General features: G+C 60.6%; 17 protein-coding genes. 9 read left to right on the plus strand and 8 right to left on the minus strand.

The features are described from left to right. Positions 1-199: 199 nt before the first annotated feature. A complete protein-coding gene (locus GIW48_RS22835; RefSeq protein ID WP_017135168.1) occupies positions 200-610 on the plus strand; it encodes an HPF/RaiA family ribosome-associated protein in 411 nt (136 codons plus the stop codon). A gap of 58 nt (positions 611-668) precedes the next feature. Here GIW48_RS22835 and GIW48_RS22840 read toward each other — a convergent pair whose 3' ends face one another. After that, on the minus strand, positions 669-2,180 hold the full coding sequence (locus tag GIW48_RS22840; RefSeq protein WP_177035069.1) for an MFS transporter: 1,512 nt from the start codon (positions 2,178-2,180) through the stop codon (positions 669-671). Between the two features lie 105 nt (positions 2,181-2,285). Between GIW48_RS22840 and GIW48_RS22845 the strand changes: the two genes are divergently transcribed. Further along, positions 2,286-3,158 (plus strand): LysR family transcriptional regulator, encoded by an 873-nt coding sequence (locus GIW48_RS22845; protein ID WP_177035068.1) that lies wholly within the window; start codon positions 2,286-2,288, stop codon positions 3,156-3,158. A gap of 514 nt (positions 3,159-3,672) precedes the next feature. Here the strand turns inward: GIW48_RS22845 and fecA are convergent. The 3 genes from fecA to GIW48_RS22860 form a co-directional block, all read right to left on the minus strand. Next, a complete protein-coding gene (gene fecA, locus GIW48_RS22850; RefSeq protein WP_236460769.1) occupies positions 3,673-6,009 on the minus strand; it encodes a TonB-dependent Fe(3+) dicitrate receptor FecA in 2,337 nt (778 codons plus the stop codon). A gap of 93 nt (positions 6,010-6,102) precedes the next feature. Continuing rightward, complete coding sequence (locus tag GIW48_RS22855) at positions 6,103-7,044, minus strand: FecR domain-containing protein (protein ID WP_017135163.1); 942 nt, start codon at positions 7,042-7,044, stop codon at positions 6,103-6,105. Then, a complete protein-coding gene (locus tag GIW48_RS22860) occupies positions 7,041-7,529 on the minus strand; it encodes a sigma-70 family RNA polymerase sigma factor (protein ID WP_026013536.1) in 489 nt (162 codons plus the stop codon). Before GIW48_RS22860 ends, GIW48_RS22855 begins: the two co-directional genes overlap by 4 nt. A gap of 171 nt (positions 7,530-7,700) precedes the next feature. Between GIW48_RS22860 and GIW48_RS22865 the strand changes: the two genes are divergently transcribed. From GIW48_RS22865 to GIW48_RS22890, 6 genes are all read left to right on the plus strand, one after another. After that, positions 7,701-8,003 carry a DUF3649 domain-containing protein gene (locus GIW48_RS22865; RefSeq protein ID WP_026013535.1) on the plus strand — a complete coding sequence of 101 codons (303 nt, stop codon included), beginning with the start codon at positions 7,701-7,703 and terminating at the stop codon, positions 8,001-8,003. Further along, positions 8,000-9,568, plus strand: a complete 1,569-nt coding sequence (locus GIW48_RS22870; protein ID WP_017135160.1) for a PepSY-associated TM helix domain-containing protein — start codon at positions 8,000-8,002, stop codon at positions 9,566-9,568. The genes GIW48_RS22865 and GIW48_RS22870 overlap by 4 nt, the downstream gene beginning before the upstream one ends. Further along, positions 9,569-9,895 carry a DUF3325 domain-containing protein gene (locus GIW48_RS22875; RefSeq protein ID WP_017135159.1) on the plus strand — a complete coding sequence of 109 codons (327 nt, stop codon included), beginning with the start codon at positions 9,569-9,571 and terminating at the stop codon, positions 9,893-9,895. It abuts the gene before it with no gap. 7 nt (positions 9,896-9,902) lie between these two features. Continuing rightward, positions 9,903-10,481 (plus strand): RNA polymerase sigma factor, encoded by a 579-nt coding sequence (locus tag GIW48_RS22880; protein WP_236460771.1) that lies wholly within the window; start codon positions 9,903-9,905, stop codon positions 10,479-10,481. Continuing rightward, positions 10,478-11,455, plus strand: coding sequence for a FecR family protein (locus GIW48_RS22885; RefSeq protein ID WP_186616781.1), 978 nt, complete (start codon positions 10,478-10,480; stop codon positions 11,453-11,455). Before GIW48_RS22880 ends, GIW48_RS22885 begins: the two co-directional genes overlap by 4 nt. Before the next feature lie 275 nt (positions 11,456-11,730). Further along, entirely contained in the window at positions 11,731-13,971 is a 2,241-nt protein-coding gene (locus GIW48_RS22890; RefSeq protein ID WP_017135156.1) for a TonB-dependent receptor domain-containing protein, read from the plus strand. 212 nt (positions 13,972-14,183) lie between these two features. Here the strand turns inward: GIW48_RS22890 and GIW48_RS22895 are convergent, their stop codons facing one another. Then, the gene (locus GIW48_RS22895; protein ID WP_099548478.1) at positions 14,184-14,534 is read right to left on the minus strand and encodes a glutaredoxin family protein; all 351 of its coding nucleotides are present in this window, start codon (positions 14,532-14,534) and stop codon (positions 14,184-14,186) included. Next, a complete protein-coding gene (yejK, locus tag GIW48_RS22900) occupies positions 14,534-15,538 on the minus strand; it encodes a nucleoid-associated protein YejK (RefSeq protein ID WP_003171997.1) in 1,005 nt (334 codons plus the stop codon). Before yejK ends, GIW48_RS22895 begins: the two co-directional genes overlap by 1 nt. 396 nt (positions 15,539-15,934) lie before the next feature. Here yejK and GIW48_RS22905 point away from each other — a divergent pair, with 396 nt between their 5' ends. Continuing rightward, positions 15,935-16,216, plus strand: a complete 282-nt coding sequence (locus GIW48_RS22905) for an HU family DNA-binding protein (RefSeq protein WP_003188840.1) — start codon at positions 15,935-15,937, stop codon at positions 16,214-16,216. 81 nt (positions 16,217-16,297) lie between these two features. Here GIW48_RS22905 and rlmF read toward each other — a convergent pair whose 3' ends face one another. Beyond that, positions 16,298-17,317, minus strand: coding sequence for a 23S rRNA (adenine(1618)-N(6))-methyltransferase RlmF (gene rlmF / locus GIW48_RS22910; protein ID WP_069551850.1), 1,020 nt, complete (start codon positions 17,315-17,317; stop codon positions 16,298-16,300). A 203-nt stretch (positions 17,318-17,520) separates the two neighbouring features. Continuing rightward, the gene (locus GIW48_RS22915; RefSeq protein ID WP_017135153.1) at positions 17,521-20,367 is read right to left on the minus strand and encodes a valine--tRNA ligase; all 2,847 of its coding nucleotides are present in this window, start codon (positions 20,365-20,367) and stop codon (positions 17,521-17,523) included. Positions 20,368-20,548: the final 181 nt, after the last annotated feature.

Raw genomic sequence — 20,548 nt, forward strand, 5'->3', positions numbered from 1 at the left:
TAAGAAGATGTAACCAACTCCCCACCCTAACAGCGTTTTTGCTCGTCGTCAGGGTTAATTTGTAATGTGGGATTTATCTTTGCAAAGGGGTTGAAATGTTCTTCTGACTGCTCAATTGTGTAATCAAGAGGTCATGGTTTCACCACCCCGGTGTCGCAGTTGTGACCTCTCGCGAGCTAGCTGAAATAAGGGAAGAACTATGCAAATCCAAGTCAATAGCGATAACCATATTGAAAGCAGCATCCGACTGGAGGAGTGGGTACGTACTACCATTGAGAGCACGCTCGAACGTTATGAGGAAGACCTGACCCGCGTTGAGGTCTATCTGAAAGATGAAAACGGCGATAAGCCCGGCCCCCACGATCTGAGTTGCCGTCTGGAAGCACGGCCAAAGGGCCATCAACCACTGTCGGTCCTGCATAAGGCCGATACGCTGGAACAGGCGATCGATGGCGCCGCCACTAAGCTTGAGCATGCGCTGGAACATTTGTACGGCAAACTGCGCGGCAAACCACGCGCCGCAGGGCAGAGCCTGCCTGATACCAAGGCTGACGAGGCCGAGCTGGAAGAGGAATTTCTGGAAAACGAACAGGCTGCGCTTAACAGCTGATAGCTGAGTGTTTTTTCAACCCCAATAAACGGGCCTGCATCTGCAGGCCCGTTTTCGTTTAGCGGCGCTGCTGGAAGAAGTACCGGCTCAAGCCTGCCAATCCGCAAGCACCGAGGCCGGCAAAGAGCATGGCCCAGCCGGCGCCATGGCGCAGCGCGGCCTGGGCTTGCGCAGGTTCCAGTCCTGCTATATCCAGCTTGCCTGCTGCAATGTTCTGGCTGATGGTGGGCCAATCCAACGCCGTGGTGGCAGGCAGCAGGCTGGAAAGGTGATGGCCGATGCCCAGCAACAGCACCAGCCCCATCAAGGCGATGTTCAGCGCCAGCGTGATCAGCCGCGCGCTGAGGTCGATACCCGAGGCCATGCCTGCGCGGTCGGCCGAGACGGCGCCGGTGGTGGTGTTGGTGGTCGGTGAGTTGGTCAGCGCCAGTCCCACGCCTGCTAACACACAGCTCAACAGCACTAAGACGATACTCGGTTGCTGCGCCGCATTGATCGCCGCCATGGCGATAAAACCTGCGCCCATCAAACCCAGGCCCAGCGGGATAATACGTTCGGCGCCGAAGCGCAGGGCCAGGCGTTCAGCCAGCGGCGGCACCAGCAAGGTCGGCAGGGTGTAGGCCAGCAAGGCCGCGCCGGTGGTCAGCGTGTCGTAGCCCAGGCCCGCCTGGAAGTAGAGCGGCAGGTAGATCATGAAGGGCCAGAAACTGAAATTCATGCCGATCGACCCCATCAGCGCGCCGTTGAAGCGCTGGATGCGGAACACCGAAAAATCGAACATCGGGTGCGCGCTGCGTCGCTCAACCACGATGAACAGCAGCAGCCCGACCAGCGACAAACCGGCCCAGCCAAGCATCGCCGGGCTGCCGAAGCCGTTTTCGCTGCCCTGAGTAATGAAATACACCAGGGCGAACACCGACAGCGTCAAGGTCAGCATGCCGGCGATATCCAGCCGATGGCCGGCCGGGTCGCGGGATTCCTGCACACTGATGCGCAGCAGCAGCAAGGTCAGCAGCGTAAGCGGCACATGCACCAGGAACACCCAGCGCCAGTCCGCGACTGCCAGAATCAAAGCGCCGACCATCGGCCCGAAGCCCAGGCCCACGCCCGCGATCACGCCCCATACCGCGAAGGCGCGCGCGCGTGCCGCCGGTTCGCGGAACTGGTGCGACAGAATGGCGAACTGGCAGATCATCATCGCCCCGGCGCCTATGCCTTGCACGAAGCGCGCGGCGATCAGTGTGGAAGCCTCATCGGCCAGCCCGCAGGCCAGCGAAGCCAATCCAAACAGCCACAGGCACAACACCAGCATGCGCCGCCGTCCAAAGCGGTCGGCCAGGGTGCCGGCGGCCATCAAGACGCTGGTGCAGGCCAGGGTGTAGGCGTTCATGATCCATTGCGCATCCTGAAAACCGGTGCCCAGTCGCTGCTCCAGGGTTGGCAGGATGACCGGCACGCTGGAGATCTCCAGGCCGAACATCAATGCCACAAGGCACACGGCGGTGAGTGCCAGGCCATCTCTGGCGGTGCGCGGGGCACTGACGGCGGATACGGCGGCGGCGGGCGGCATGGGATATTCCTTTTGCTTGGGGGAGAGCGCTATTCTCGCGGGAGCAGAATTCTTTATTCGTGATAAGTTTTCCTTTGATAAGGGAATTAAGGGCGACAATTAAGCATGGCCACTCCGCGTTTTGATGGTGTTGAGCTCTTTCTGCAAGTCGTCGAGAGCGGCAACCTGACCGAGGCTGCCGAACGACTGAACCTTACGCGTTCGGCCGTGGGTAAAGGCCTGGCGCGCCTCGAAGCGCGCTTGGGCACTCGCCTGTTGCAGCGCTCCACCCGCCGCCAGCGTCTGACTGAGGATGGGCAGGCGTACTACGAACATTGTTTGCGTGCGTTGGCAGAGCTGGAAGCTGCCGAATCGGTGCTGGAAAGCGGCCGACAGCAGCCTCGCGGGCGTTTAAGGGCGAGCTTGCCTTTGGCTTTCGGTCATCATTACGCGGCGCCAGCGTTGTGGGGGTTGATGGACCGATACCCGGCGTTGGAGATCGAGATTTCGTTTTCTGACCGGCTGATCGATCTCGCACAGGAAGGCTTCGACGTGGCCGTGCGTATTGGTCCGCTGCCGGACACTGACCGCCTGAGTGCACGTCGCCTGGGCGAACAATCGGTTGGCCTGGCGGCTTCACCGGCCTATTTGCAGCGGGTCGGGCCAATCAACGCTATCGACGACCTCGCCGCCCACCGAGGCATTGCCTACCGTTGCAATACCTCGCAGCGCCCCGGTGTGCCTTCGTTGTTGATGCTCGACGACCTCCAGGCCGTGGCCGATGCCACGATTGCGGGCGTGGGCCTGGCCTGGTTGCCGAGCTGGTTGATTGCGCATTACGTGCTGCGCGGGCAACTGGAAGCGGTACTGCCGAACCACCGCGACCAGCCTGCGCCAATCCACGTGATCTGGCCGACGGCCGCACACATGCCCGCCAAGACACGCTGCGCCATCGACGCCTTGGTGGCCGGCACCCCGAGTTGCCTGGCAGGCAGTTAGAGTCGGCCAATGCAGATCTAACTAGCAAAGCCGATCCCCTGTGGGAGCTGTCGAGCTTTAGCGAGGCTGCGAAAGCGGTGGGTCAGGCAGCTTATGTTTTGCCAGTGCCGCCGCCTTCGCAGCCTCGCTGGGGCTCGACAGCTCCCACATTGGATCTTTGTCGCTGGCGAGATTTGTGTATGACGCGATGGCCCTACGAACTGAGATCTAACCAACACAGCCGATCCCCTGTGGGAGCTGTCGAGCTTTAGCGAGGCTGCGAAAGCGGTGGGTCAGGCAGCTTATGTTTCGCCCGTGCCGCCGCCTTCGCAGCCTCGCTGGGGCTCGACAGCTCCCACATTGGATCTTTGTCGCTGGCGGGATTTGTGTATGACGCGATGGCCCTACGAACTGAGATCTAACCAACACAGCCGATCCCCTGTGGGAGCTGTCGAGCTTTAGCGAGGCTGCGAAAGCGGTGGGTCAGGCAGCTTATGTTTCGCCAGTGCCGCCGCCTTCGCAGCCTCGCCGGTACCTAAAACGCGATGGAGGTCTGCACGTACACCGTGCGCGGCTCGCCTACATATTTGCCTTTGTTGTTGTCGTCGAACGAGCGCGTGAAGTACTGCTTGTTGAAGATGTTTTTCACTCCGACCGCCACGTTCAAGTCCGACAGTTGCGGGCCGAAGTCATACGCTGCGCGGCTGCTGAACAGCATGTAGCCGGGGATACGCCCGTTGGCGCCGTCGGCAGTTTCGGCCTGGGTGTTGGCGTTGTCGGCGAACTGGCTGCTCTGGTAGCTGCTGTCGACATTGAGCTTCCAGCGGCCTTCGGTGTAACCCACGCCCAGCGTGCCTTTGTGCTTGGACGAGAAGGGCACGCGGTTGCCTTTGTTCGGGCCGTCTTCGCGGATGGTCGCGTCCACATAGGCGTAGGTGGCGTACACGTCAAAGCCCGCGAGCGCCGGGCTCAAGCCGTCGAGGGCGTAGTTGATGCTCGACTCGATGCCCTGGTGGCGCGTTTCGCCACGGGCGATCACCGTATCGTTGGTCTGGTTGCTGTCGTACTGGTTGTCGAAGTTGATCAGGAACGCGCCGATTTCCGCACGCAGGCTGCCGTTGTCGTAGCGCGTGCCGAGTTCCCAGGTGCGGGCTTTTTCCGGTTTCACTTCGCCGCTGCTCACGCGGTTGGGCATCTGGCTGTATTGCACGCTGCCGAACGAACCTTCGGTGTTGGCGTAGAGGTTCCAGTCTTCGGTGAGGTGATAGAGCACGTTCAACGCCGGCAGCGCGGTGTTGTAGTCGCCTTTGTATTTGACGTTGCTCAAGTTGTTGGTCTGCTGGGACTCGATCATCTCGTAGCGCACGCCCGGGGTGATGGTCCACTTGCCGATGTCAATGCGGTCGTCGATGAAGAACGCGTTGGCTTCGGTGGCGCCACGGGTGTCGCGGTCGTTGCGGCTGTTGGTGTTGGGCAGTTGCTGGTTGGCGCTGATCGGCGTGCGGTAGCGCATCTCATGGCCGGCCTCGCTGATGTAGCGGTAGCCGACGCCCACTTCATGGCTGGTAGGGCCAAGATCGAAGCCTTGGGCGAAGCGCGTTTCCAGGCCACGTACCCAGTATTCGCGCGGGGACAACGAGAGGAAGTTGCCCTGGTCCAGGTAGCCATTACGCAAGGTGGTGGTGAAGAAGGTGTTGGCAGTGAATTCGCGGCGGTCTTCCTGGTAACGGTAACCGGCGTTGAACATCGTGCGGCGGCCCCAGAACTTGTCGTAGGGGCGGGTGGACTGGTACGGGTCCGCCTTGTAGTCCTTGACGTTCAAGCCGCCGGGCATATCGGCCTGGCCTTCGTAGTACTGCGCCATGGCGTTGAAGCTGTTGGCGTCATCCAGCTGGTATTTGCCCTTGAGGATCAGGTCGTCGATGCGCGTGTTGCTGTTTTCGCGCCAGTCGCCGCCACGGGTGCCGGAGTACAGGATTGCGCCACCCAGGCCGTTGTCGGCAGTGCCGCCAGCCAGCAGGTTACCGGTGGTCTTGAAGCCGTCATGGCTGGAGGACGGGCTGGTCTCGGTCTGCAAACCGCCTTTGACGGTCGGCGTATCCGGGATTGCACGGGTCACGAAGTTGACGATGCCGCCGACGTTCTGCGGGCCGTAGCGCACGGCACCGCCACCGCGAACCACGTCTACGGCGTCCATGTTGCCCATGCTGATCGGCGCGAAGGACAACTGCGGCTGGCCATAGGGCGCGAACGGCACCGGAATGCCGTCCATCAACACGGTGGAGCGCGAGGCCAGGCGCGGGTTGAGGCCACGAATACCAAAGTTAAGCGCCATGTCATGGCTGCCGGTGCCGTTGTTTTCCGGGGCGTTGACGCCGGGGATGCGGTTGAGCACATCGCGGGCCTGGGTGGCGCCTTGGCGTTCGAACTCTTCGCGGCGGATCACATCACGGGCGCCGGGGTGCTCGAACACATTGGTTTGCGCGGCGTCGCCAAGCCAGTCGCCGACCACGCTGGAGGTTTGCAGCTCCACGGTCGCAGCCGCACTGGCCGGTTGCAGGCTGTAGGCCTTGTCGCCCTCGGCGCGGGCTTGCAGGCCGGTGCCTTCCAGCAGTTTTTGCAGGCCTTCGTCGGCGCTGTAATTGCCCGACAAACCACGGCTCTGCAGGCCGGCCGTGACTTGCGAACCGAACGAAATCAGCACGCCAGCTTCGCGACCAAATTGATTCAGCGCCGCTTCCAGCGAGGCCGGTGCGATGTGATACGGCTTGGCCTCGGCCGCCACCACCTGAGGCAGTACGGTAAAACTGAGGCTGGCGCCCAGTAACAGTTGGCGCAAGGTGCGGGCGAGAGGGGTCGGCTGCTGGGGCATGACGTGCGGTCCTGAGAAGGAAGGATCAAGGGGGCTTTCCTTCTCTGTCACGCGAGGTGTGGAAAACGGCTCACTGTTCTTGAAAATAATTTTTCAGGCGCGGGCCTGAACGGTTACCCAGTAGCGCGTAAAGCGCCGCACCTTGACCGGCAGGCTGACTTCCAGCAGGTCGAGAATGCGTTCGCTGTCGGCCAATGGATAACTGCCGGACAACAGCAGGTTGGCCACTTGCGGGTCGCAGTTGAGCTGGCCCCGGCGATAACGGCCAAGCTCTGCGAGGAAATCGTCCAGGCGCATATGCGCCGCCACCAGCATGCCGTCGGCCCAGGCGCCGCTGTTGGCGTCGTTCGGGCGCGGCGTGTCCCAGCCTTTGCGGGTGAAATTGACCTGGCGCGCGGCCTCGACGGTCAACGGCAAACCGCTGTAGCTGTTGGGCATCACGTCGACATGGCCGTCAAACACCGCCAGTTGAGTATGGTCGTTGAACTGGCGCACATTCAGCCGGGCCGCCTGGCTGCTGAGCAAACCCTGGCCGGTGAGTACGCGCAGCGGCGTATCACCTGCGCGCGCCGTCAGCAATATCTCGCCTTCAAGCACGCGGATCAGGCGCTGCTGCCGATCAAAATGCACATCCACTGCACTGCCGGTATTGAGCTGCAACTGGCTGCCATCGGCCAGCTGCACCTTGCGACGCTCGCCGATAGGGCTGCGGTAGTCGGCGCTCAGCGGCGGCAAAATATGCTGCTGGCGCAAGCCCCAAGCGGCCGCCGAACCTGCACCGAGGATCAGCAACAGCTTCAGCGCTTGGCGTCGGCTGATCGATTGCGGCGCGTTCAGCGCTGCATGAGCCAGAGGCGAGGGCATGCCACGCAGGCGCTGGTTGACACGTTGGATATGGTCCCACGCGCGCTGATGTTCACTGTGGGCATTCAGCCAGTGCTGCCACGCCGCTTGCTGGCGCGGGTTAAGCGTACCTTGCTGCATTTTCATCAGCCAGTGCACAGCCTGTTCCGCAACCTGGGTAGAAAAGTTCATAGGGCGAAGTAGCAGCGCATCGCTGCTTTATTCAGATGGCGTTTGACCGTGGCAATGGAGATGCCCAGTTCGGCGCCGATTTGCGCGTAGGTCAGGCCGTCGAGCTGGGCCAGCAGAAAGGCGCGCTTGACCTGCACGGGCAGGCCGTCGAGCAGTTGGTCCAGCTCCACCAGCGTTTGCAGGATGATGGCGCGGTCTTCTTCCGAGGGCGCCACGTATTCGGGCATCTGCGCGAGGGCATCGAGGTAGGCGCGCTCCAGGTCCTGGCGGCGGTAGAAGTTGAACAGCACACGTTTGGCCACGGTGGTGAGGAAGGCGCGTGGCTCGATCAGCGTGGGGGCTTCGCGGGCCGTGAGCACGCGGATGAAGGTGTCTTGCGCCAGGTCCGCCGCGCTTTGCGGGCAGCCGAGTTTGCGTCGCAACCAGCCGGTAAGCCAGAGGTGATGGTCGTGGTACAGGACTTCGACGGTGTTGGACGGCTGCAACGCGTTCACTCCGAAAGTATCAATGCACTTTAGAGAACAAGAATTGTTCGCATTGTAAGGGGCGTGATACGCGTTCGGCAATCCATGCGGGCAGGTGATTCATCCGTTCTCTTTTGCTTATGAGAATATTTATCATTAATATTGCGCGCTGATGAATCTGGCGTCTCCCCGATGAAAAGCAAACCCTCACTGGCCGTCTCTTACCGCCTCGCCGTCACCTCGCGTGCATTGGCCGCTGTGGTCGGCGGCTATCTGATGGCGTCGCTGGCGGCCGTGTGTATGGCGCTGTGGATGCCCACCTCGCGCGCCGACGCGGTGATCACCGGGATGATGAGTTCGTTTGTGTTCTATCTGCTCGCCGTCATCTGGTGCTTCGCCTGCCGCACAGCCTCGCGCGCCTGGTTTGGCGTGATGCTGCCGAGCGCGTTATTTGCCACCCTGGCGGGCGTGGGTTTTTGGATGGCACGCACATGAAAGAGGGCTTTCGCCAGGCGATGGCCTGGTTGCACACCTGGGCCGGCCTGATCTTCGGCTGGCTGCTGTTTGCGATTTTTCTGACCGGCACCCTGGCCTATTTCAAAGACGAAATTACCCACTGGATGCAGCCCGAAGTGCAGGCCCATCCGCTGGACGCGGCGCGCAGCCTCGCCGCCGCGCAAACCTATCTGCAGCAACAGGCGCCCAACGCCGCGCGCTGGTTTATCACCCTGCCCAACAGCCGTGACCCTGGCCTGTCGGTGATGTGGCAAGACAAGATCGACCCCGGCAAACGCGGCAACTTCATCCAGAAAGTCCTCGATCCTGTCAGCGCTCAACCGGTCCAGGCTCGCGAAAGCATGGGCGGCGATTTCTTCTACCGCTTCCACTTCCAGCTGCAAATGCCTTACCCATGGGGCCGCTGGCTGTCGACGATCGCCGCGATGGTGATGTTCGTCGCGCTGATCACCGGGATCATCACCCACAAGAAAATCTTCAAGGACTTCTTCACCTTCCGCCCGCGCAAGGGCCAGCGCTCCTGGCTCGACGGGCATAACGCGGTGGGTGTGCTGGTGCTGCCGTTTCACCTGATGATCACCTACAGCAGCCTGGTGATCTTCATGAACATGGTGATGCCTGCGCCGATCCTTGCCTCGTATGGCGACGACAGCCGTGCGTTCTTTAATGAAGTGTTCCCCAATACCAACAATGCGCCGGCGCTCGGCCAGCCGGGTAAGTTGCTGCCATTACTGCCGATGTACGACCAGGCGCGCACGCAATGGGCCGGTGGGCATGTGGGCCGTTTGGTGGTTAACAACCCTGGCGATGTGAACGCGTCGGTCAATGTGGTGCGCGCCGGCTCCGACCGTGTGGTGCATGACTTTGGCAGCAGCGTGTCATTCAGCGGCACCACCGGCGAGTTGCTGCGGGTCAGTGGCGAACAATCGCTGCCGGCGGCGATTGGCGGCAGTTTCTATGGCCTGCACATGGGCCATTTCGCTGGCCCGGTGCTGCGCTGGCTGTACTTTATCTGCGGTCTGGCGGGCACGGCGATGATCGGCACCGGCCTGGTGATCTGGCTGGGCAAGCGCCAGCTCAGGCACGCTAAAACCGGGGTTATGCCGTTTGAGCTGCGGCTGGTGGAAGTGCTCAACATCGCCAGCATGTCTGGCTTGATGATCGCCATCGCGGCGTTTTTCTGGGCCAACCGCCTGTTGCCGGTCAGCTTCGCCGAGCGTTCCGACTGGGAAATACAAACCTTCTTTATCGCCTGGGGCCTGAGCCTGTTGCACGCCGTATTGCGCCGTGGTCGCCAGGCTTGGGTCGAGCAACTGAGCTTCGCTGCGCTGCTGTTTGTGGCGATCCCTCTGCTCAACGCACTGACCACCTCACAGCACTTGGGTACGTCATTGGCCAAGGGTGATTGGGCCATGGCCGGTTTTGACCTGACCTGCCTGGCCAGCGGCCTGTTCCTCACCTGGGCGGCGTGGAAGATGCAACATCGCACGCAACCCAAGGCCGAACGTGTGCGGGCAATGACGCTCAAGCAGGAGGCGCACTGAATGCTGCTCGCCCTGTTGATGTGCTACGCCGGGTTTACCGCGTTGTGCCTGGCCACCGACCGCCATCACGGCGAGTTGCTGCACAGCAAGCCGTCGCCCGCGCGGCGCTCAAGCCTGCGCATGGCCGGTTGGTTGTTGCTGGGCGTGTCGATCTGGCCCGCCGTCGCCGCTTCAGGTTGGGCCCAAGGGTTGGTGGAGTGGTGCGCGGTGTTGATGCTCAGCGCGCTGCTGCTGGTGTTGCTGTTGCCGTATCGGCCAAGGCTGGTCTTGATTCTGGCGGGCGCCGGCCTGCTGGTCAGCCCTGTGGCGGCCTTCGCCTTATGCTGAGCCAGTGATGATGATCAGCACGCCACCCGAATCCCAGGACAGCCCGCACACCGATGCGACCGGTGGACGTGCGCATTTTTTGCAGGTGTTTTTGTCCCAGCGTTCGCAAATGGAAGCCTTGGTCAGTCGCCGGGTGGGGTGCCGCGCCACGGCGGCTGATTTGGTACAGGATTTATTCCTGCGCTTCTGGCGCCGCCCGTTGGTGCAGGTCGAAGAACTCAGCACTTACTTGCTGCGCTGCGCCGGCAACATTGCCATCGACCATTTGCGCAGCGAAGGCGCCCGCGTACGCAGCAGCGAAGGCTGGCTGCCGGAGCAACAGGACAATCAGGGCTGCGAACCCCAGGCGGCACTCGAAGCGGGCAATGATCTGCGCCATGTCGAAGCCGCCTTGCGCAGCCTGCCGGAGCGCACGCGGCAGATTTTTTTGCTCAACCGTATTCATGGCCGCAAGTACGCCGAAATCGCCAAGGCCATGGGCTTGTCCCAAAGCGCAGTGGAAAAACATATGATGCGTGCCCTTGAAGCCTGCAAGGCCAGCCTTCGCGAACCATCGCCCCCACGCACGCCAGGGAAAGCACCGTGAACGTCACCCCCACGCCCGCCCAGGAGCAGGCCGCACTCGACTGGCTGAGCCTGTTACACGACCAGCCCAGCAGTGGCGACCAGGCCACCTTCAGCCGCTGGTTGCGGGCCGATCCTGCCCACGTCGAGGCTTATTCCCAGGCCCAGGTGCTGTGGGAGTTAAGCGAAGTACCGGCGCGCACACTGGCGGGCGAAGACGCCCTGGCCTTGCAGGGTTACCTCAACGCGATGAACACCTCGAAACGTTCGCGCGGCGTTCGCTGGTCCGGCGCCTTGGCCATGGCCGCGTGCCTGCTGGTGATGGTGTCGATGGGCGCCGGGTGGCAGCCGTCGCGCTGGGTTGATGACTTCGGCGCCGATTACGTGACCGCACCAGGGGAAGTGAAGACCGTGACCCTGGCCGACCAGTCCCAAGTGACCCTGGATGCCGACAGCGCCATCGCCGTGGATTTCAGCCACGGTGAGCGGCATATCCAGCTGCGTCGCGGTGCCGGTTTTTTTAGCGTGACCCACACCGGCCAGTCCTTTGTGGTCGAGGCCGGCAGCGGTGAAGCGCGGGTGTTGGGCACACAGTTCGAAGTGCGCCTGCAACCGGCGGGCGCGCAAGTGACGGTGTTGTCCGGTCGGGTTGGCGTGACGCCATCCTGGCAAGGCCAACAGCAAATTCTGACCGCAGGCCAGCAAGTGGCTTACGCCGACGGTGTGGCCGAATCGATGCACGCGGTCGACAGTGAATCCCGACTGGCCTGGCGTGACGGTTGGCTCAATTACTACAAAGCGCCGTTGGCTGACGTGGTCAAGGACCTGAGTCGTTACTATCCGGGGCGCATTCTGTTGCTGAACGACGAGATGGGCGCCAAGCGTGTCAGTGGCAGCTTTCCGAGCAAGGACCCAGTGGCGGTTTTAAATGCCCTGCAGGCGGTGCTGGGTTTTGAACAGCACACACTATTAGGCCGAATGATTGTGTTGCGTTAGACACGAACGGTTTGCTGGCCACCTTCTTTTACAACTGTTTCCCTCGCGATCATTTCCTGCCGGCAGTTACAGGCCAGGTATCACGCTGCCTGTAGATCCTTCACTTAACCTTCATCGCAATTGCCAAAACCTGTCACCAAACCGTTACACGTGCCAAGGATGATCCTCGGATTCCTGAGCAGATGGTCAGGAAGGCTGGCGTCGCCGTTCACCCGGTTCTGACAGCCAGTACCGCCCTCCATAACAACAGATAGATGCACGTAAGGGATCTACTTGTGAAGATCAACACACTCTCTGCCCTGCTGTTTGCATCGGGCCTAGGTAGCTTTGCGCCATTGGTTTTGGCAGACACCACGCAGGACGTTGGCTCGGTGGACATCGCCGGCAAACAGACCCTGGGCAACGGCCATATGATCCGCGAAGAAAGTGCCAAGGCGCGGTCGACGGTGACCAAGGAAGCCATGGACCAGATGTCGTCGACTGCCAACGCCATCGACAAGCTCAAATACACGCCGGGCATCAACGTTTCCAGTGATGACGCCAGTGGCACCAGCGGCACCAACTTCACCATGCGCGGCATGAACTCCGACCAGATCGGGGTTTCCGTCGACGGTGTGCCGATCAACGATTCGGGCAACTACAGTGTCTACTCCAACCAATTGGGCGACCCGGAAAACCTTGCGGAAGTATTCGCGACACAGGGTTCTTCGGAAGCTGACGGCCCGCACATCGGTTCCAGTGGCGGCAACATCGGCATGATCACCATCCGGCCGACTAAAGAGGCCGGGGTGTTTGCCAAGCAGATCGTCGGCGCCAACGACTTGCGCAAGACGTTCGTGCGGGTCAATACCGGCGATTTCGGCGGCCTCAAGACCTGGGTCTCGGCGTCGCACCTGGAAGGCGACAAGTGGCGTGGCAAAGGCACCCTGCGCAGCGACAAGGTCGAGTGGAGCAGCCTGTTTGAAGATGGCAGCGGCAACTCCACACTGGCCACGATCAAGTACAACAACCAGGAAAACTACAACTACAACTCCTTGAGCAAGTCGCAGTTCGACACGGATGGGCGGCGCAAGGACTACTCGGAAACCCCGGTGTACAAATCCGGTTTACTGTCGTCTTCCTACAAGCTCAATCGCAACCCTTTCGAAAGCGTGAATGCCACGCTCACCCAGCGCTGGCAGTTGCAGGACAACCTGGCGCTGACGGTCACGCCCTATTACTACTGGGCCAACGGTGGCAGTTTCAGCGGCCAGACCGCATCGAACCTGGGGCCGAAGTCCGACAAGGCTGGCAACTACGACCTGAGCAACCTCAAATCGCTCAACTACTACCGCCCTTCGTGGACCGAAACCTGGCGCCCAGGCGTTACCGCCAAAATGAAATGGGACATCAACGAAGAGCACAGCCTGGACTACGGCTACTGGTATGAGCGCGCACGCCAGCGCCAGAGCCAGCCGTTTATCGGCATCAACGGCGAAGGCGCACCCGATGACGTGTGGGGCGACTACAACGGCGGCGGCCAAGTAGTCGACAAGAACGGCGCGACGGTACAAGGCCGTCATTACTACACCGTCACGCCGGCGCAGAAGCTCTGGGTGCAGGACAGCTGGCAAGCCACGCCAGACCTGAGTTTTGTCGGCGGCGTGGCCTATCAGTACGTCGAGCGGGACGGCAACAACCTGGGTAGCCTCTACGACAAGCCGGAAAAACGTAACACCCGTTACCACCAGTTCCTGCCGAATTTCAGCGCCAAGTACCAGATCGACGAGAGCAACCAGGCGTTCTACAACGTCACCCGCAACATGCGCACACCGCCGAACTACGTGCTGTACAACAAAGGCGATTCGGTAAGCCTCAAGCCTGAGTTGAGCTGGAACCAGGAACTGGGCTGGCGCTTCACCGAAGACGATGTGGCGCTGAGCGCGACGCTGTTCTACATCAGCTTCAAGGACCGCCAGTTGTCGACCACCGACCTCAACGGCGACTACGCCGTAATCAACGTCGGCAAGGTCGACAACAAAGGCCTGGAGCTGGAGTGGAGCGGGCTGTTGCCGCATCACTTCAACTACTACGCGTCCTACACCTACACCCAGTCTGAACAGAAAGACAATCTGCTCAGCAAGAACGTGTTGTTGCCCACCGCCGGCAAGCAGCTGGCCAACGTGCCGGAAAACATGTTCAACCTGGTGTTTGGCTACGACGACTCGCGCTTCTACGGCAACGTTGCCGGCAAATACGTAGGCAGTTTCTACGGCGATTTGACCAACGACGAAAAAATCTCCGGGCGTACCGTGGTCGACCTCAACGCGGGTATCTATTTGCCGGTGGACAAGAAAGTCATCAAATCCGCGACCCTGCGGCTGTCGATGCTTAACGTCTTCGACAAGGAATACCTGAGCTCGGCGCGTACCGTGTCGTTTAACTCGGCGCCGGTAAACGGCCTGGCGCCAAGTACGGCGTATTACAACGTCGGTGAAGAGCGCACGGCGATGGTGTCGCTGGAAGCCAACTTCTAAAGACGCTGCAGAACTGAATGTGGGAGCTCGCTTATGTGGGAGCTGGCTTTTTGTGGGAGCTGGCTTTTTGTGGGAGCTGGCTTGCCTGCGATGCAGGCAACTCGGTGTGTCAGTTACTGCGCGCTGATGCTATCGCAGGCAAGCCAGCTCCCACAAAAGCCAGCTCTCCTACAAACCAGCTCCCACACAAGCGAGATGCTGCAACGGTGGGGTTATTTCAAGGCAGCCATGATCGCATCCGGGTTGTAGTCGCGAATGAGCGTGCCATTGACCTCCACAAACGGAATCCCGCCGCCGCCCAGCGCCTCATACGCCTTGCGCGCCTGGGCGTCCTTCTCGATATCGAACGCCTGGTACGGCACACCTTTCTGATCCAGAAAGCGCCGGATCTGCTTGCAGTAGCCGCACCACTCGGTGGAGTAGAGCACCACGCGCGCTGAGGCGCGTACCTGCTCCGAAACCACCTGCGAGGGGTTGAACAGCCGCTCGATCTTGCCCCAGTGCTGAATCACCACCACCACCAGCAATACCAACAGGACTTTCTTGAGTACCCCGCCCAGCATCAGTTACGGCGCTTGAGCTGGTCGGTCAGTTGGGTCGGCAGGCCCTTGATGATCAAGGTGCCGGCGGCTTCGTCGTATTCGATCTTGTCACCCAACAGGTGCGCCTCAAAGCTGATGGACAAGCCTTCGGCGCGGCCGGTGAAGCGGCGGAACTGGTTGAGGGTGCGCTTGTCGGCCGGAATTTCCGGCGACAGGCCGTAGTCCTTGTTGCGGATATGGTCGTAGAACGCTTTTGGCCGATCTTCATCGATCAAGCCCGACAGCTCTTCCAGGCCCATCGGCTCGCCGAGCTTGGCCTGGCTGCTGGCGTAGTCCACCAGGGTTTTGGTCTTTTCGCGGGCGGATTCGTCCGGCAGGTCTTCGCTTTCAACAAAGTCGCTGAAGGCCTTGAGCAGGGTGCGGGTCTCGCCCGGGCCGTCGACGCCCTCCTGGCAGCCGATAAAGTCGCGGAAGTACTCCGAAACCTTCTTGCCGTTCTTGCCTTTGATAAACGAAATGTACTGTTTGGACTGCTTGTTGTTCTGCCACTCGGAGACGTTGATGCGCGCCGCCAGGTGCAGTTGGCCAAGGTCCAGGTGCCGCGACGGGGTCACGTCCAGCTCATCGGTCACTGCCACGCCTTCGCTGTGGTGCAGCAGGGCGATGGCCAGGTAATCGGTCATGCCTTGTTGATAGTGGGCAAACAGCACGTGGCCGCCGGTGGAGAGGTTGGATTCCTCCATCAGCTTTTGCAGGTGCTCAACCGCCGTGCGGCTGAAGGTGGTGAAATCCTGGCCACCGTCGAAATACTCCTTCAACCAGCCGCTGAACGGGTGCGCGCCGGATTCGGCATGGAAGAAACCCCAGGCCTTGCCTTGTTTGGCGTTGTAGCTCTCGTTGAGGTCGGCCAGCATGTTCTCGATGGCGGCCGATTCGGACAACTCAGAATCGCGGGCATGCAGAACTGCAGGTGTGCCGTCGGGTTTTTTGTCGATCAAGTGAACAATGCAATGACGGATCGGCATAGGCTTCTCGGCTGGTTGAAGGGGAGCGGTGGGCCTCCCCCAAAAGTCGCCCAGTGTACCGCACCCATTGGCCAAGACGCGCCTGGAAGGCGGTTTTGGACGACCTCCGACGGCCCATATGCCTTTTTTTCACGGTTTAGAGCGATAAAGCTGACCAAATGGGTATGTTGAGGCGGATATTTCCCCGTCTCTGTGCTAGTTTTGCCCCGTCTTACGCCAAGTCTCGGCGTTAAGCGTGCATTCAGCATCTGTCAGGTCGAACCAATCCCCGTTTCAAGCATCTATAACCCCGATCTCCGTGGTTATGGCCGGGGGTGCCAGGCCATGACGGTCGGGCTCGACGGCTGACACTGCACTCTGCAATCCATATGAATTTGATAGGGAAGGAACACCACAATGGCTATTACTAAAGACCAACTGATCGCTGACCTGGCTGAAGCAGTAGACGCACCGAAAACTACCGTGCGCGCTCTGCTGGACCAACTGAGCCAAGTTGTTGCTGATCAGCTGGAAAACGGCGGCGAAATCACTCTGCCAGGCGTTGGCAAACTGAAAGTGACCGAGCGTCCAGCCCGTACTGGCCGTAACCCTTCGACTGGCGCTGCCATCGAAATCGCTGCCAAGAAAGTTATCAAGCTGGTTGTGGCCAAAGGCCTGACCGACGCTGTTAACAAGTAAGACGCAGCAAAAAAAACCGTGCCTCGGAGCGATCCGGGCACGGTTTTTTGTTGCCTGCGATTTGTGCTGGGCTTTCTTGGGTTAGTCGCGCACCCAGCGCTGGCGCCAGATCTGCTGCTCATTCTTGGTCTGGAAGGTCCAGGCCACAAAACGGCTTTGCTTCTGGCCCTGGGACATCTCCACCACCTGGCTTTCCAGCACGCCGGCTTTTTTCAGGGCTGTCTCGATCGCGGGCAAGTTCGACGCTTTTGACACCAGCGTGCTGAACCACAGCACCTTGTGGGCAAAATGCGCGCTCTCGGCGATCAGCTGCGTCACAAAACGCGCTTCGCCGCCTTCACACCACAGCTCCGCCGATTGACCGCCGAAGTTCAGCACCGGCAGCTTGCGCTTGGGGTCGGCCTTGCCCAGGGCGCGCCATTTACGCTCGCTGCCCTTGGTGGCTTCGTCCATGGACGCGTGGAATGGCGGGTTGCACATGGTCAGGTCAAAACGCTCGCCCGGCTCCAGCAGGCCCAGCAGGATCTGCTTGGGGTTGGGTTGCTGGCGCAACTGGATGACCTTGCTCAGGTCATTGGACTGCACGATGGCCTTGGCGGCGGCCACAGCGATTGGGTCGACCTCGGAGCCGAGGAAATTCCAGCGGTACTCCATATAGCCGATCAGCGGGTAGACGCAGTTGGCGCCCATGCCGATGTCCAGCACCTTGACGATAGAGCCGCGCGGAATCTTGCCGTCGTTGACGCTGGCCAGCAGGTCGGCGAGGAAGTGCACGTAGTCGGCACGCCCCGGCACTGGCGGGCAGAGGTAATCCTGCGGGATATCCCAATGCTGGATGCCATAGAACGATTTAAGCAGTGCCCGGTTAAACACCCGCACCGCGTCCGGGCTGGCGAAGTCGATGCTCTCTTTGCCATACGGGTTAATGATCACGAATTTCGCCAGTTCCGGCGTGGTCTTGATCAGCGCCGGGAAGTCGTAACGGCCTGTGTGGCGGTTGCGCGGGTGCAAGGTAGCCTCTTTGCGCGGCGCGACGGGCTTGGCCGGGGCTGCGGTTTTAGGCTTCTTGCGCGGTGGTTTGGGTGTGCTGGGGGCGGTCATGTTGATTCTGGTGTTGGCTCAAAGTGGTGGGCATTGTCACACATCCTGAGGCCAACTCGTTCAAATGTGGGAGCTGGCTTGCCTGCGATGGCATCAACTCGGTCTGGCGGTTACACCGAGTCGGCTGCACCGCAGGCAAATCAGCTCCCACAAAGAGCAAAAAAAAGAGACCCGAAGGTCTCTTTTTTCACACAGTTTCCAGCTTACAGGCTGGAAATTCGCGCATGTTGCTCGGCCAGCTTGCCCAAAGCCTGTTCCGCTTCGGCCAATTTGGCGCGTTCTTTGTCGATGACCTCAGCCGGCGCCTTGTCGACGAACGCCGCGTTGGACAGCTTGCCACCCACTCGCTGCACTTCGCCTTGCAGGCGCGCAATTTCCTTATCAAGACGCGCAAGTTCCGCGCCTTTGTCGATCAAACCTGCCATCGGCACCAGCACTTCCATCTCGCCAACCAATGCGGTCGCAGACAGCGGCGCATCTTCGCCAGCAGCCAATACAGTGATCGACTCCAGCTTCGCCAGCTTCTTGAGCAGTGCGTCGTTCTCAGTGAGGCGACGCTGGTCTTCGCTGCTGGCGTTCTTCACAAACACCGCCAACGGCTTGCCCGGCCCGATGTTCATTTCGGCACGGATGTTACGCGTGCCCATCATCAGGGTCTTGAGCCATTCGATATCACTTTCGGCCGCTTCATCGATGCGCGCTTCATTGGCCACCGGCCAAGGTTGCAGCATGATGGTCTTGCCTTCGATACCGGCCAGCGGCGCGATGCGCTGCCAGATCTCTTCGGTGATGAACGGCATGAACGGGTGCGCCAGGCGCAGCGCCACTTCGAGTACGCGCACCAGGGTGCGGCGGGTGCCGCGCTGGCGTTCGATCGGCGAATTCTCGTCCCACAGTACCGGCTTGGACAGTTCCAGGTACCAGTCGCAATACTGGTTCCAGATGAATTCGTACAAAGCCTGGGCGGCGAGGTCGAAACGGAACTGGTCGAGCTGGCGGGTCACTTCGGCTTCGGTGCGCTGCAGCTGCGAGATGATCCAGCGATCAGCCAGGCTCAGTTCGACGGCTTCGCCGTTCTGGCCGCAGTCTTCGCCTTTATCCAGCACGTAACGTGCAGCGTTCCAGATCTTGTTGCAGAAGTTGCGATAGCCTTCGACGCGGCCCATGTCGAACTTGATGTCGCGACCGGTGGACGCCAGCGAGCAGAACGTGAAACGCAGGGCGTCGGTGCCGTAGCTGGCAATGCCATCGGCAAACTCGTCGCGGGTCTGCTTCTCGATCTTCTTCGCCAGTTTTGGCTGCATCAGGCCCGAGGTGCGTTTCTGCACCAGGGTTTCCAGGTCGATGCCGTCGATGATGTCCAGCGGGTCCAGGACGTTGCCCTTGGACTTGGACATCTTCTGGCCCTGGCCATCCCGCACCAGGCCGTGTACGTACACGGTCTTGAACGGCACCTGCGGCGTGCCGTCTTCGTTCTTCACCAAGTGCATGGTGAGCATGATCATCCGGGCAACCCAGAAGAAAATGATATCGAAGCCGGTAACCAGCACGTCGGTGGAGTGGAATTTCTTCAGGAACTCAGTCTGTTGCGGCCAGCCCAGGGTCGAGAAGGTCCACAGGCCCGAGCTGAACCAGGTGTCGAGTACGTCGTTGTCCTGTTGCAGGGCGATGTCCGCGCCGAGGTTGTGCTTGGCACGCACTTCGGCTTCATCGCGGCCTACGTACACCTTGCCCGACTCGTCGTACCAGGCCGGAATACGATGGCCCCACCACAGTTGACGGCTGATGCACCAATCCTGGATGTCACGCATCCACGAGAAGTACATGTTTTCGTACTGTTTAGGCACGAACTGGATACGGCCGTCTTCCACGGCAGCAATCGCAGGCTCGGCCAATGGTTTGGTGGACACGTACCACTGGTCGGTCAGCCACGGCTCGATGATGGTGCCGGAACGGTCGCCCTTCGGCACTTTAAGGCCGTGGTCGTCAACGCTTACCAGCAAACCGGCGGCGTCGAAGGCGGCCACGATCTGCTTGCGCGCTTCGAAACGGTCGAGGCCGGCGTATTCGGCCGGGATCTTGCCGTCGATGCTCTCGTTCAGCGTGCCGTCCAGGTTGAACACCTGGCAGGCCGGCAGTACGGCGGCGTTCTTGTCGAAGATGTTCAGCAACGGCAGGTTGTGGCGCTTGCCGACTTCATAGTCGTTGAAATCGTGGGCCGGGGTGATTTTCACGCAGCCGGTGCCGAATTCAGGGTCGCAGTAGTCGTCCGCGATGATCGGGATACGACGGCCAACCAATGGCAGCTCGACAAACTTGCCAATCAGCGCCTGGTAGCGTTCATCGTTCGGGTTAACCGCCACGGCGGCGTCGCCGAGCATGGTTTCCGGACGGGTAGTGGCGACGATCAGGTAGTCGTTGCCTTCAGCGGTCTTGGCGCCATCGGCCAGCGGGTACTTGAGGTTCCACAGGAAACCTTTCTCGTCGTGGTTTTCCACTTCGAGGTCGGAAATTGCCGTGTGCAACTTGGTGTCCCAGTTGACCAGGCGCTTGCCGCGGTAGATCAGGCCGTCTTCATGCAGGCGCACGAAGGCTTCTTTCACCGATTCCGACAGACCATCGTCCATGGTGAAGCGCTCGCGGCTCCAGTCCACAGACGAACCGAGGCGACGGATCTGACGGCTGATGTTGCCGCCGGACTGGTCTTTCCACTCCCAGATCTTCTCCAGGAATTTTTCGCGACCCAGGTCGTGACGGTTTTGGCCGGTGGCTTCGAGCTGGCGTTCCACCAGCATCTGTGTGGCGATACCGGCGTGGTCAGTACCCGGTTGCCACAGGGTATTACGGCCCTGCATGCGGCGGAAACGGATCAACGCATCCATGATCGCATTGTTGAAGCCATGGCCCATGTGCAGGCTGCCAGTGACGTTCGGTGGCGGAATCATGATGGTGTAGGACTCGCCGGCACCTTGTGGGGCGAAGTAATTCTCGGACTCCCAGGTGTTGTACCAGGAAGTTTCAATGGCGTGCGGCTGGTAGGTCTTATCCATGCGCGGCGGGACCCTAGTTGGCATTAATTCAGGAAAGCCGACAAGTATAACGGGGGATAAGGCGCAGGGCGAGGCGAAGACGGGCTAGAGATGTATGTTGAGCAAATGTGGGAGCTGGCTTGCCTGCGATGGCGGTGTGGCAGTCGCCGAAGGGTTTGACTGAGAAACCGCCATCGCAGGC

This window comes from Pseudomonas sp. PA-6-3C (genome assembly GCF_021605825.1).
In the GTDB taxonomy this organism is placed as follows: Bacteria; Pseudomonadota; Gammaproteobacteria; order Pseudomonadales; family Pseudomonadaceae; genus Aquipseudomonas; species Aquipseudomonas edaphica.